Below are 13,915 nucleotides of genomic sequence, written 5' to 3' on the forward strand. Positions count from 1 at the left end.
GAACACTCGGAAGAAGTTAGACTGGTATTCGATTGACTGGATTAAGGAGTGTCTTAAGAGGTTGGAGGGAAGAAATGCTGTAATGGAAGGGCCTGAAAAGATAAACGTTTGTTTAGTGTATTCAATGAGAATAGGTGTCCATTGTCTTCTTTTAAAGAACACAATGGACCTGTCCTTAAGGGCTTACTGTGAGCTACTCCCGCAACCGCACCAAAATCCCATTCCCCTTATCGCTCACCTTCACAACAGCAGCCTTCACATTCCCCTCCACATCCATCCCCGTTCCTTCCGGGATGAAGAAATGTTCGATTCCATAGGTGATTTTGGCGCTATTATTCCAAGAGCTCGTTACCTTTCCGTTCAGGAGGACATCACCGGGTTTCTTGTCGTAATGAGAATTCCATTTCCCTTTAAACTTATTAACACCAGCATATTCATGGATACCTTGTGCATTTTGACGTAACACGATGGTGATGGGACCGTTGTCATCGATGGACGTGCCTTCAAGCTGGGAAATCGCATAGTTCAACTCCACATAGTCACCTTGCAGGAGAGATCTCGGATCGACAGGTTGAAGATCCAGTATGACCGTTTCCCCGTTTTGTAAAAGGCTTTCGTTGGAATAGACCTGATACCCGATCCATCCCCCTTGAAGGCATAGGATGAGGAGGATCCCCAGCTTTTTTCCTGCAAGAATGGAGTGTGATTGCTGTTTGGAACCAGCCTTCCTGTCCAGGTAAACAGCCGCCGCCAGGAAGAGGATTCCTAATATGGCTAAAAGCAGGGATTTATGGACGAGCTTCCAGGCCAGATCGTAATACAGCTGTACGATGAGCATGAACCAGAAGATCAGGGACGAAACCCAATAGAAGGTACGGTCTTGTTTTTTGAAATAATAGACGCAGCACGTTGTGACCAGAAAGAATAGACTGTTATAAATGATATGAAGCGTGAACGAAAGATCAACAGTCGTTAACGAGAAGAAAGCAAGGAATCCAATGAGAAATGCTCCATATTGAAGGACATGCTTTTGATAAGTAGCAAAGTAAACAGCAATATTCATGAGCGCAATTACGACAAGAAGCGGATGTGCGCCTAATTCCATCGTCTGTCCAAGGAAGATTCCCAGGTTCAATTGAAACAGAAGATAGAAGACAATCTTCGCAGCGTCCCGTTTCTCAAAATAAAACACAAAGGCAAGAACGAAAAACATCACAAATGAAAAGTCATCAACGGTACTGGCTATCATCCCGATGAGGATGCCGGTCATCATGAGTGAATATTTGACAGGGGATGGCCAGCTCGTTAACGTACTGGGAATGACAAGAATGGCCGTGGCGAATATGAATAACCCGACCATGGAGACGTCCACCATGAAGAGTGAAAGCAGACCGAAAACGGACGCCACGATGAAAACAGAGGCGATGGTCGTGACACTTGCGACGAAGATGGTCTTCGTCCAGTGACGGGACGAGGCATGCTTCCGTAAATAGTTCACAAGGAAAACACTTCCCGCTAATAACAGAACCGCTGCAAACAGGAGTCCAACAAAGAAAAGGCTGGACACATACCGGGCCATCAGCTCGAACATTTTGATGATAATAAAGCCTGTTCCAAACATCGAAAGAAGGATGAAGATCGATGTGTCTTTATGAAAGTACCTGTACACCCCAATTGCCAGGATGACAACATAAAACATGGTAAAGAAAACGGAATACTCGTTATCGAATGCCGTGACCATGAAAAGGAGATTGGCTGAAATCAAGCTCAGATACATAAGCGTCTTTGATGTGAGGTAGCCTTTTTTTGTGATCAAAAAGAAGAGAGTGTTCACGATTCCTACACCGAACGCGATCCACGTATGGGCGAGTGTCCAGTGCCCAACTGGAGATGAAGGGAATAGATAAAAGTAAATCGTTAAATGGAGGAGGATATGGGTTAACGCGTAAAACCCGCTGTACCTTGTGTACAAGCTGAACAGGAATGCCGGAATGGACCAGACCAGAAACAACAAGTAACTGTCCGCATGTGAATTGTACAACTGACCGAGTAAAGCGACGGACAAGCCAAAGGAAATCATCCCGCTTACCAGCAGCCAGTTTGAAAGGAAATGGGCACCCTTTACCACACGGTCCAACAGAAAAGCTGACCCATAAAACAATACAATCAACGATCCCGCCAAAGCCACTTTCTCAAGCCGCGAAAACACCTGCCAGTTAGAAGCAAAAAAATAAAGTGCACTTGCCAAAAGAAACACAACCCCAAATAAATACGTCAGTGAAATCACTTTCTTCATACGGTTCACCCCTTTATTAATTGATATTCTACTATATGAGGGAGGAGAGGAATATAGGTATGTGGGAAAAGTTCGTTTGCTTCCTTTAATTTTATGGGAAGAAAACGCAATAAACATTGTGGGTGAATGGAACCTTTCCTATTTCCTTAAGTAAAAGGTACTCCTACACTGGGAGATCCCTGGCTGACTGAAATGGCTTCAAGCACAATGAGAAGGTAGTGAAAACTAAGATAACCATTGAGGAAGACATATCGAAATATTGGGGTCAGCCCCCCCACCCACGGTTAATCTTGTGTATAAGCGCTTAGAGGGGGGGAGCTATTCCTGCTATAGGACTGTCTTATTTTATGTTGGATTAAGGAATTTATATAACGCGGCGGCTTCGATAACACCACTCCACTCAAGCATCGAGACTAGCTCCCTTCGATTCTCTAAGTCTATGAGAAAGGGGGCTCAGACATTCCTGCTCCCTCATCCGGATAAGGAAGCACTGGATTATCATATGGATTTGGAACGAGGTAATGGAATAATTGGGGTTAAATGGGGACGGTTTTTGAAGGGGTCAAACGGAAGTTTTGCTTTATATTTGTAATTGATAAGTATACAAAATTTATGATTGATTTTCATATTTTCTCCGCAAGGATTCAAGCATTATAATTTTTAATGGGAAATAAATGAAAATTTAAGGTTATGTATAGTTTAACTTAAGGTTCCCTTTAAGTAGAAAGTGTAGAATTGTATATTGAACTGATTTTAAAAATAGTTGAGGAGGGTCGACAATCAATCAATTTTATTCAAATGGGGGGGAAAGGGTGAGGAATAAACTATTTTTAGGTTTAATCCTTCTAATTGGAGTCTATTTCACTTACCGATTTTTCACTATACAAGGTGGAATAGATATGAGAATTGGTAGCCTTTTTGTTGCAGTATTTTCTTTTATAAGTTTTTATATTGCTCTAATAAGTGAAAATTAAAACGAAGGACGGGAACGGTTCTCGTGCTTCTTTCTATGTTATGAGAATGAGGAAGAAACAGAATATTCCCCATACATTCAAAGAAAAATTTTACATTACAAAATTGAAAAGGGATGGTCGGAAAATGAAGAAAACACTAATTTTAGGGGCAACAACGATGATAACAATAGGAGCCTTTAATGGGTCTCTAACAACTTTTGCTCATGCAAGTGAAAGTCCTACAAACGAAATTACAAAATTATCAGGAGCTTCATTAACTGAAGATGCTTCAGCCTCTATTTCGGAAGTAGCACCTTATATTCATAAAGATTCTAAAGGTTTTTTATATGTAGATAGTAATATCCCAAGAGATATCTATATTAATAATAAAGTAGAGCTTTTGGAAGAATCTTTTAAAGAAATTAATATGCAAGTAGCAAATGGACAAGTGGTAATTAATGGTGATCTATCAATCACTAATAAATCTAATTTCAAAACTTTTGCTAGTGCTAAAGCTAGCAAGGGCTATACTTCCAAAACTTATTGGTGGGGAGAAAGAGCAACATATACTAATTCACAAACTAAAACAGCAGTTCAACAATTGCAAGATGCAGCAATACATGAAGGCTTCGTTGCAGCTGCATTATTTTGGCTTCCTCCTATAGCTGGTGTTGGAGGAATTACAGGGGCATACTGTGGGAAACTTGCGAGTTCAATGAAATCGCACAATAAAGGAAAAGGTGTTATTCTAGATATGACTTGGGTTCTGGCATATTCAGTTAAGTCTAGATAAAATGAGAATGTAAAAACTGGTGGTGATCGCATGTTCAATATGTATCTATTAATTTTTGTTGTTTTATCGATTATATATATTTACATATTTAATTCTAAAAAAATTAAATTCAGAAAAATATATACCCTAATATATCTATTTGTTATATTAGGTTTCCTTTGGATACTATATCATGCTTTCACATCTTGAATTTCTTCATTTGAAGTAGTGGGTGAAGAATTATATTAATATCCACTTTACTAGTTAGGCAACAACAAATAGAGGAAGCGTCGGGAGTTTTCTGGCGCTTCTTTTTATAATATAAGGATAAAGTAGGAAGGTTAAATGGCTCGCGCGGTGTTTGTGGATATTTCTGATTACAGCCAATGAACCACATGATTTCCAATTCTAATAACCTCTTTTATGATAGAAAGTTACTAAACTTACTACAAAGTCGCTGGGAATAAAAAGGATGATCGAAACGGCTCAATTCTATAAATTCAGGAAGCGCTGGGACGGCTCTCACGCTTCCTTTTTACATTATAACTGACTACAGCCATACGATTGTTCCACCGTTGCCATCTTTATATGAACGGAGCTTAAAGCGTGGGTACAGTGTCGTGACGTAAATGATTTTGAATGAAGGGGAAATACCAGTATAGAGCAGGTGGCGAAAGAGTATGGTCCCCCACCAAAATGAAAAGAGACCGTTACATCCGGCCTCTTTTTGCTTACTTCAATTTAATTTGCACAGGCTTGCTTTCCTGCGTATGAATGGTTTTTCGATTGTTCTTTTGCAACGCCGTGCGTTTCATCGAGCTTGTCACATCGTGTATCATATCCCCGATATCATGAGCGGACTCAATTAAAGGATCAACGGCCTCCATTTTTTCTTTTACATCAACCGAAATTTGGTTGGCTGTATGAATCAGTTCTTCTGCTTCATCGGTAATGCCATTTACGGCTGTTCGTGCGTCAGACAGCGTCTCCTTCGTTTCAGCAAGTGTTGCCATGACTTTTCGTAATGTCATAATCAAATAGATGACGAGAATGGTAAACGCAACGGCTGCAATGGCAGCACTCCACTCAAGCACTTAAGACCAGCTCCCTTCGTTTACTCTCAGTCTATGAGAATGGGGGCCGAGACATTCCTTTTCTTGGAGAAGCACCGGGACGGTTCTCGGCTTCGTTTATTTATCTTGAGGAAGCATCAGAAACGACCCATGATTACCTTTAATTTAAATCAATCTTTACCTTATCTAGTTCAACAGGAATATTCGCACTTAATGAGCCTAATTCAACCATCATGCCATAAGTGTTTAGGTCAAAATCATCAAGATGCCTAATATCAAATGTACTTCTAAAACGCAGCTCATCTTTATGAGTGGTTATGACGGAGTGTTTGATAGGCTCTTCATCGTTTTCCTTTTCTGATTCCTTTACTAAAATGACATTATTTTGAGCAAAATCCTTAAAGAAGCTAAAGTCCCTGTTCATTTGGTCCCCATTATTTACTTGGAAGTCAACGGCAAGGGTATGACCATCAACTGTTATATCTTCAATCGGTACAGCTAGATGCTGTCTATCTGCCATCACTTTAACAGGTGTTGATGCATTTAGAGGAACAAATTGATCTTGTTCGTTTAGTGCTACTTTCGGATGAATCTCTAAATACTGAGTTTCCTCTGTTACCGCCTGTGGAATGATGCTTCTTCCTTTAACAATGTATTGGTCGTCCTTTTTCGTCGTTTCCAGGTCAATCCCATCCATGGAGATGTTCATTTCATCTCCTTTGTTATCATAGACTTCTAGCCTCACCTGATCATGCTTTCCTTGAGCCGGGAATGTTGCGGTGTAGTTAATGGCAGTCGATGCTTTCCCCAAGACGATGGAGTCAAAATGAACGTTAACATCTGAAAGCTCTTCACTGCTCTCTTTATCAAGAGTAACGGTTTCATAGGGTAACTGGTTAATTGGGACATCAAACCGCCAACTACCTTCTTTACCACCAATCGTTTTGAATTCAAGTGGGAAGGTTGCTTCTGATGGCAATTCCGATTTTGGGTAGCTTAATTGGATGTGTCCAATATAACCACCATCTGTCGGTTCCATATGAACGAGTTCTTTACTATCTGAAATTCCCCCATCTCCATCAAAAATTTCATAGAACCCAGCGACCTTACCACTTTCCTCTGTTTTCATATTTCCTTTAACCTTAAACGATACACCAACAACAGCTCCGTCATAATAAGCGTTGGTAATAGCGACATCGATCCCTTTACTACTGGTTGTTTGATTGAGTTCCGTTATCAATTCTTGTGATTGTAAGCTTCTACCGATGGAATCGTTAAAGGTTTCATAAACTTTTCCCAGTAAAGGTACATCCGCCATTACATGAGACAGTGAAGGAGAAATGAAACTGGAAGAAACGAAAATGGTAGCAGCTGCAACTGACGACCATACAATTGTTTTGGTATTCTTTTTAGTGCTAGGTGCCTCAATATCAGCCCGATTCATCCCATTCTGAATAGATTTTAAAACATGCTCCTGCGGCACTTCAATCTTCTTTTATTGGGAGATCCTGAAAATAAAAAAGAATAATGGCATCTTTATATTTTTCATTTAACTGGTTCATTGCCTCCAATAAGTCTAGACTCTCTACTCCTTTTTCCTTTATATCAACATCTCGTTCACTGATATGGTCTATAGGAATCTCTTTCTTATTCTTTTTTAGTACATCATAAGAACAATGTATCAAGATTCTAGTTAGCCAGGTTAAAAAGAATGTCTCATTCTTCAGTTGACCGATTGACATAAAAGCTTTGTAAGATGTCTCTTGAACAACATCCAGAGCATCTTCACGATTTCTAACATATAAGTACGCAGTACGGTACAATTGCTCACTATGCAAAATAAGAAGTTCCTGAAGACATTTTTATCCCCCTTTATGGCCTTCTTAATAAGGTTAAGTTCTTTCACTGGTTGACCTCCTTTTGCCCATTAGAGTGAGAATGGTATAAATAAGTTTCAACTTTTCATTTATTTTAGAATTCTCCTTCATTTTTAGGTCAAGCCCTAACCCAAGCCGTCTTGTGGAGGAGTTCTTGGAGGGGAATGGTTGCGGATGTTCATGTTCAATCTTCGTTGGCATGAATATACTGGAGAAGTGTCTTCTTAAATGAAATCTTTCACTATAATAATAGATAACTTATCTCGCTTTGTCTCTTCCAACAAAATGACAACTTACCTGTATAAAGGAGTATCTTCTAGTGGTAGAACCGGCTTTCTGGGACGAGCGAAGAATAGTTCATCTAAGGGTGTCCATTTTCACTCTTTCAACCTATTTAAAAGATGAATAGACGAGAAGGGTGGAAATTAATATGAAATCAGGATTTCAGGTAGCAGATCAAATCGGTGAATTGGAGATTGTGGGGAATATCGTTCCTCATTTATGGTATAAGAACATCACATTTTCGAGTGGAAAGACTCATTTCGTAGCGATTACGGTACTCGCGGATATCGTGTATTGGTACCGTCCGACGATGATCAAGGATGAGAGTGGAATGATTGTTGGAGACCGTACGAAGTTTAAAGGAGATATGCTGCAGAAGAGCTACCAGGCATTTGCCGATTTCTATGGATTTACGAAGAGACAGGTGAAGGATGCCATTGATTTTCTGGTGGATCATCACCTCCTCCTGCGCGAGTTCAGAACGATTTCGAGTTCAAGTATTCTTCTGAATAATGTCATGTATCTGCAGCCGGTCGCTTGTAACGTGAGACGGGTAATGAATGAGAGGATCAATGTGGCTGAACTTTCTATTTGCCTTCCAACTACGACAGAACGTAAGAGGGAGGACGTTCCACCGGAGGGGCCATCCACCGGGGATGAAAAGCCTCCTACGCTGGAGCGTAAGACAAATACAGAGAGTTCTTCAACTAGTACTTCAGATAATAAAATCAATGATGACCATGATGGGGGAGTACTTGCCTTTTTCGTTGAAAATGGATTTGGGAAGATCGGGAGTTACATAGAAAACAAGATTAAGAGTTGGTGTGGGGATTTATCGAATGAGTTGGTAATTGAAGCCATGAAGCGGTCGATAGAAAAAGGAAAGGTGAGCTGGGGATACGCAGAAGCGATTCTGAGGAACTGGTTGAAGGATGGGGTGTTGAGTCTTAACGGGGTATGGGAGAAGGATGCGGCATTTAAATCGAAGAATAAGAGAATAAGCATAGGGAGGAAGCCTATTCGGGCGGAGGTGCTTCCGGAGTGGTTTGGGGCCGAGAACGATACAGTGTGTGATAGGGGAGATTATGATTTCGAGATGGAGAAAGCAAAACTTCAGCAAGAGTTAGAAGCGTTTGCTAAGTCTTGATTCTCCAGGTTGAAGGAAATGGAAAACGTGTATGCATGTATGAAAAACTCCTTTAGCATTGTATGAGATTATTACATTATATATGTAAAAAAATGTAATAGTAATAGATGGGTTTTAAACGGTATATGATCGACGGGGAAGGTTGAATAAGCAGCAACCATCTATGTAAATGAATATTGCCTTCGAACTCGTATTCTTTACACAGGCAACCTTGGCAACAGGCTTATGAATAGATTAAGTGTTGGGAAAGTCCTCAGTTTTTCATGGCATACCACCCATCTCCACCAGGAGCGAGATTATAAAACATCGGATCTGTTACAGCTTGTAAGGTGTCGATGTACACTTTTTCTAGTTCACACAATTGTTCATGTGTGTAAGCATATGCAATGATTTCTCTTTCAAACTGTTCTTCTCCGAATTCTGCAATGGCTTCTCTAAAGCGGACGCCACTGCCGAGATAAGTATCATCATTTCGGGAATGCTTTCCGATGTATTTCATCTCGTTTACTAGATTCGTTGTAATGTAGATGAAACCGTATTTGTTATCAACATCAATTTCGGTGCGATCAGAATCTTTTCTTTTCTTCCCTAGCTTCGTCTCCATGTTCTTCCATTTATCATTCGCTTCAAGGACTTCTTTAAAGAAACCGAAAAGGTTGTTATGGGTCCTTGCCTTGTCCACGCCATGATGTAAATCTTTATGTTCCACACTCGTGATATGTGCTTTCTTGCCTTCGTGAGGATTTTGTATCGTTACACGGATTTGATTTTCAGTCCATTGATAGAAGTTTAACTTTAGTCCACTTAACGTTTTAGTTGTTTTTTTGGTCAATCTATATTCCTCCAAGTAAATATATCTTGTTATCTATTCTACTATGGCCTGTCTTTTCTTGGAAGAGTAAGGAGACATGAAGGGATTAGAAAAGAATAAGGAGAACTGTACCAGCTTTTTTGGGAGCAGGGACAGTAACCTTTAACAAAATGTGGATATTATGGTAAATTGGTCATAGGTTATTAAAGACTCAATCAACTTATTATGGTTCACTCCATCCTATCCACCCACGGCTGATGATTTCTACTTTATCCACAATTGAGCTATATTTTAAATCATCAAAAGCGTAGCGTTTTTTTTTATACAACTCTCACTAAAATGATGTATAGTCATTCAAGTTTAAGATTTATAGAATATTAAACGATTCTTGTAAAAAGTCTAAGAAAGAGCTCACAGCAGATTAGAGAAAGGATGAATGAAAGTGAAACGACTTTTTATCATAATCGTCATCCTGCTTTTGTCAGGATGTTCAGCCGCTAGTCAAAAAGAAGAGGCTTCTCAAGTACCAGAAAACCCTACTACGCAACAAAAGAAGATAGAAGAAGATCATCTTCTTAAAGAGGACTATACGTTCACGAAGTTCATGGAAGATCACGATGTATCCTTGAAGGGCGATGAGATTCCCTACAAGGTGGAAGAAGAGTTTGTTGGCAAGCCAATCGCATTGGAAGGCTCAGCACAGCTTAGCCGGTACTATAATTATGGCTTCAAAGATCTTGAAGGAAGCCACTTTGTGATAAAGATTTCGAAAAAGGATGAACTGGATTGGAGTGTATATCTACCCAGGGAGAAGTATCCGGACTTATTAAAAGCATTAAAGAAAGGACCAGTGGATATTTATACGGTAGCTTCTATCCCGGAAGAGTATTTTGAACCAGGCCAAAACCATATGGGGATGGCTGAAGAGGTATTATATAGACAAAGTGGCGTGGAGGAAAAGCAGTTGAGTGATGATTTAGCGGAGTATATGAACGATCATTCGGTTGAGCTTACGGCAAGGGATGTGTTGTATGACAAAAAAGGTATGTCTGATCGGCCATTTGCCCTCAGTGGAAATGCTCAGCTCGTGACTTATGCGTATGCCAGTGCATACAAAGATCTAGAGCCGACTCATTTTGTATTAAATGTACGCGACACGGTTAACAGTGACGAACAACTTTGGAGTGTCGCATTTGAGCGGAAGAAATACAGTGATTTATATGAGCAGGCTTTGGGTGGGATGGTCCATGTCAATCTAACGGCTGTTATGCCGTCTGACCGCTTTTCTTCCCGTTCCGGCCGCACGGCGATCGGGCAAGAGGTGGAAGTTGAACCGCTGGAACGATATGTTCCGGAGTCAATGCAGGGTCAAGTGTATATGGAGGAAATGGGCTTATCGGTCACGGGGCAGGAAGTATTGTATGATCCATTTGCCCATTTGGGGGAGCGTTTCTTTGTTGAAGGAACTGTCGAATTTGACCCTTATGCTACTGCTACTGAAGGGTATGAGGATTTACAAGATACTCACTTTCGAATTGACATTGTCGAAGACCCGTATGGGGAACTGGATGTTGGCTATCCCCGTGCTTTGGAAGGCTGGACACTTTACCTGAATCAGGAGAAATATCAGCATGTTTATGAGCAATTAAGTAAAGAGAAGTATCTGGAAGTTATGGTCACTGCCCTGATGGACGCTGATCGGTACAGAGCGGGGCAAGGCGGTAAGGCCATGGTTGAGGATGTGGTAATCAAGTAGGGGGGACCTTTTCATAGTCACCCAATCCACTTTTTAATAAGGATATGACATCATTAAGAAGCACAAGGACGGACGGTTCTCGTGCTTCGTTTTTTGATTGTGAGGGAGGGTCAGAGCAGTCCCCATGATCCTCTCTTTCAAGAAAATTGTATTGGAAAGGAAGGCAGTATCGATGACTATCAACATTAAAAAGTGCCCAACCTGCGGAAACAAAAATACAATGAAAATACGATACGGTGAGCCAGCCTATGAAGCTCTTCAATAGGAAAAAACAGGGGAAAACAAGCTAGGCGGATGTTGCGCATTAGAATACTACTCTAACAACTGTGAGAATAAGTGGAATCGAGAAGAGACGATTGAAGCGGAGAATGACAAGATTAATAGGCTAAAAGCTTCAGTGGGAGGGTTCTTAGGCTACTCTTACACGATCCATATCAATTGGGATAATCTCCAAGTTTCTTGGAGCCAGTGTGGGGAAGGTACAGAAGAAACGATTCGGAAATCGATCAGGAGGAAAACGGTTAACAATCTGAAAGATGAGCTTAATCGCCTTTACTTGTTTGATTGGAAGGCAACATATGTGGAATCTGGAGTTCGCGATGGGCCCATTTGGAGTATGGAAATACAGTTGGATGACCGTAAGATAAGAAAACAGGGAGATAACCAATTTCCAGAAGAATGGTCTGCTTTTTGCAGGCTGATATGAAGGATTTCCGGGCGGAAGTTTTCATGAAAGAGGGACAGGTACCGCGTCCCAGAGCAGTCCCCTAGCTTCATATCCTAATCAAAGTTAAAAGAGGTCGGCTCAACCGGCCTCTTTTTGCTTACTTCAATTTAATTTGTACCGGCTTGCTTTCCTGCGGATGGATGGTTTTTCGATTGTTCTTTTGCAACGCTGTGCGTTTAATCGAGCTTGTCACGTCATGTATCATATCCCCGATATCATGAGCGGACTCAATTAACGGATCAACGGCCTCCATTTTCCCTTTTACATCAACCGAAATCTGGTTGGCTGTATGAATCAGTTCTTCTGCTTCTTCTGTAATGCCGTTTACGGCTGTCCGGGCGTCAGACAGCGTCTCCTTCGTTTCAGCAAGTGTTGCCATGACTTTTCGTAATGTCAGAATTAAATAGATGACGAGAATGGTAAACGCAACGGCTGCAATGGCAGCACTCCACTCAAGCACTTAAGACCAGCTCCCTTCGTTTCTCTAAGTGTATGAGAATGGGGGCTTAGACATTCCTTTTCCTTTTGATTTGGAGTAAGGGAAGATAATCGTCGGGAGGTTCCTAAAGGGAGAAAGGACGAGTAGTATCAGACCGCGAACTTGAAGAAACTACAACTAACGGTATATGGAAATTCACAGGCGTGGGCATGAGCTTTTGATGTGGATGCTCAATTAGATTATGGCTCAAATGATCTGAATGTAGAGAGTGGTTGATTTGTAGGTATAAATACTCATGGATGTTAGTTATAAATACCTATCAATACATCCGATGAATGATATAATAGTACCCGTTGTGAAGGAATTGGATAATTATAGGTTTTAATTTGATGAAGGAGGTTGCAGCTTGGGTTACTGTACAGAATGTGGACAAGAACTAAAGAATAATACATCTTTTTGTGAAAAGTGTGGAGCAAAGAAGGAGGTGAAAAATGATCATTCAGTGAAAAGAGATCCCTTGTCAAAGAAGACAAAGGTATTCCTTCTTATTGCTGGAATTTTATCGATCAGTCTTATCAGCACTCATATGATTCTATCATCCATTTATGATCCGATGAAAACCATTCAATCGATGGATAAGGCCATGACCTCTAATAGTGAGGAAGGATTCCTTGAATACATATCATTTGATGAGGATGCTTTATTAAATCAGAAACACTATTTTTCCTATATACAGGCATCAGACTGGGAGGGCATGAGGGAACAATTTGCTTCCATTATTAGTGGTGATACGGATTTTGATGCTTTTGTAAAGAACCAATATGGTCATGACCTGTTCAAAGTGAAACGACATTCAATAGTAGGGATCTATCCTACATATGAAATTGAAGCGATTCCGAATCAAATCATGATGAAGACAAACATGGAATCCGCTACGTTTAAAATAGGTGAAAAGAAAGTGGCTATCGAGGAAAGTGGTAAACCTGTCAAGGGAAGTAAAGCGTACCCTGGATCTTATTCAATAAAGGGAGAGGCAACTAACCTTTATGGTGATTTTACATTAGAAGAAGAGATTGAAGTGGAAACGAATGAAAGCCATCAATCTGAATATCATCTTGATTTTAACGGGTCTACCTATTCCATCAATACCAATGTTCCTGAAGCGATTTTATTTATAAATGGGAAGAGCACCGACAAGATGCTGAAAGAGATTGAATACCTTGGTCCATTTCCTGAAGGGAAGAAGATGGCCATGTTCGCAGAGATGTCAACGCCTGATGGTTCGACATTTAGAAGTGAAGAGATTACACAGGATGATGATATATGGGGAGACCTTCCTTTTATGATTGGTGAAGAAGAAATGGATCCAGTAGAAGGGGAAGAAAGCGAAGAGTCAGCATCACTTGATGAAGCGAACCAGTATATCCTGGATTTCAGGGATTCTTACGAGGAGGCATTGAACTCTCGGGATTACTCCTTAATCCAGTCCTACATGATAACAGGAAGTGTAGCTGAAGAGGAATTACAGGAGTACATAGGAGAACTCCAAGATAAGGATTACTCCTATGAATTCACTGAGAATAACATCTTACACTCGGAAGAAGTCGGAAATGATACATTTGAAATTACAACCAATGAGCAGTTTATTTTCACGAATCATCTAGGAGAGAAGACGACGTATGACCGGGAAAAAATCTACACGATTATTAAAGAAGATACTAGCTATAAAATTGAGAAAATCGATATCAACGACACGGAACGAGATTCGATTTAATGGAGGTA

At 40.5% G+C, this 13,915-nt stretch carries 11 protein-coding genes; 5 read left to right on the forward strand and 6 right to left on the reverse strand.

Going from position 1 to position 13,915, the window contains the following annotated elements:
- Positions 1-193: 193 nt before the first annotated feature.
- Complete coding sequence (locus FGG79_RS19710) at positions 194-2,296, reverse strand: GDYXXLXY domain-containing protein (RefSeq protein ID WP_171051012.1); 2,103 nt, start codon at positions 2,294-2,296, stop codon at positions 194-196.
- Positions 2,297-3,394: 1,098 nt separating this feature from the next.
- On the opposite strand from FGG79_RS19710, the gene FGG79_RS19715 reads away from it, so the two are divergent.
- Positions 3,395-4,042: a hypothetical protein gene (locus FGG79_RS19715; protein WP_171051013.1), complete on the forward strand. Its 648-nt coding sequence runs from the start codon at positions 3,395-3,397 to the stop codon at positions 4,040-4,042.
- A gap of 710 nt (positions 4,043-4,752) precedes the next feature.
- Here FGG79_RS19715 and FGG79_RS19720 read toward each other — a convergent pair.
- From FGG79_RS19720 to FGG79_RS19730, 3 genes are all read right to left on the reverse strand, one after another.
- Positions 4,753-5,115: a DUF948 domain-containing protein gene (locus FGG79_RS19720; protein ID WP_138781517.1), complete on the reverse strand. Its 363-nt coding sequence runs from the start codon at positions 5,113-5,115 to the stop codon at positions 4,753-4,755.
- Positions 5,116-5,254: 139 nt separating this feature from the next.
- Positions 5,255-6,577 carry a DUF4179 domain-containing protein gene (locus FGG79_RS19725; RefSeq protein ID WP_240794340.1) on the reverse strand — a complete coding sequence of 441 codons (1,323 nt, stop codon included), beginning with the start codon at positions 6,575-6,577 and terminating at the stop codon, positions 5,255-5,257.
- A 1-nt stretch (position 6,578) separates the two neighbouring features.
- On the reverse strand, positions 6,579-6,932 hold the full coding sequence (locus FGG79_RS19730) for a sigma-70 family RNA polymerase sigma factor (RefSeq protein WP_171051014.1): 354 nt from the start codon (positions 6,930-6,932) through the stop codon (positions 6,579-6,581).
- A gap of 469 nt (positions 6,933-7,401) precedes the next feature.
- Here FGG79_RS19730 and FGG79_RS19735 point away from each other — a divergent pair, with 469 nt between their 5' ends.
- The gene (locus FGG79_RS19735) at positions 7,402-8,400 is read left to right on the forward strand and encodes a DnaD domain-containing protein (RefSeq protein WP_138781523.1); all 999 of its coding nucleotides are present in this window, start codon (positions 7,402-7,404) and stop codon (positions 8,398-8,400) included.
- Between the two features lie 253 nt (positions 8,401-8,653).
- On the opposite strand, the gene FGG79_RS19740 is transcribed toward FGG79_RS19735, so the two are convergent.
- Positions 8,654-9,232 carry a GIY-YIG nuclease family protein gene (locus tag FGG79_RS19740; protein WP_138781525.1) on the reverse strand — a complete coding sequence of 193 codons (579 nt, stop codon included), beginning with the start codon at positions 9,230-9,232 and terminating at the stop codon, positions 8,654-8,656.
- Positions 9,233-9,653: 421 nt separating this feature from the next.
- On the opposite strand from FGG79_RS19740, the gene FGG79_RS19745 reads away from it, so the two are divergent.
- Positions 9,654-10,967, forward strand: a complete 1,314-nt coding sequence (locus FGG79_RS19745; RefSeq protein WP_138781527.1) for a hypothetical protein — start codon at positions 9,654-9,656, stop codon at positions 10,965-10,967.
- A 397-nt stretch (positions 10,968-11,364) separates the two neighbouring features.
- Entirely contained in the window at positions 11,365-11,673 is a 309-nt protein-coding gene (locus tag FGG79_RS19750; RefSeq protein WP_138781529.1) for a hypothetical protein, read from the forward strand.
- 118 nt (positions 11,674-11,791) lie between these two features.
- On the opposite strand, the gene FGG79_RS19755 is transcribed toward FGG79_RS19750, so the two are convergent.
- The gene (locus FGG79_RS19755; protein WP_138781531.1) at positions 11,792-12,154 is read right to left on the reverse strand and encodes a DUF948 domain-containing protein; all 363 of its coding nucleotides are present in this window, start codon (positions 12,152-12,154) and stop codon (positions 11,792-11,794) included.
- A gap of 385 nt (positions 12,155-12,539) precedes the next feature.
- Here FGG79_RS19755 and FGG79_RS19760 point away from each other — a divergent pair, with 385 nt between their 5' ends.
- Positions 12,540-13,907, forward strand: coding sequence for a TcaA NTF2-like domain-containing protein (locus FGG79_RS19760; protein WP_138781533.1), 1,368 nt, complete (start codon positions 12,540-12,542; stop codon positions 13,905-13,907).
- Positions 13,908-13,915 lie beyond the last annotated feature (8 nt).

Source organism: Bacillus sp. BHET2 (assembly GCF_005938125.1).
Classification (GTDB): domain Bacteria; phylum Bacillota; class Bacilli; order Bacillales; family Bacillaceae_B; genus Rossellomorea.

What these genes read in the sequence shown, in the direction of transcription:
- FGG79_RS19710 (WP_171051012.1), bottom strand. Translation starts at nt 2,296, where the DNA reads ATGAAGAAAGTGATTTCACTGACGTATTTATTTGGGGTTGTGTTTCTT.
- FGG79_RS19715 (WP_171051013.1), top strand. Translation starts at nt 3,395, where the DNA reads ATGAAGAAAACACTAATTTTAGGGGCAACAACGATGATAACAATAGGA.
- FGG79_RS19735 (WP_138781523.1), top strand. Translation starts at nt 7,402, where the DNA reads ATGAAATCAGGATTTCAGGTAGCAGATCAAATCGGTGAATTGGAGATT.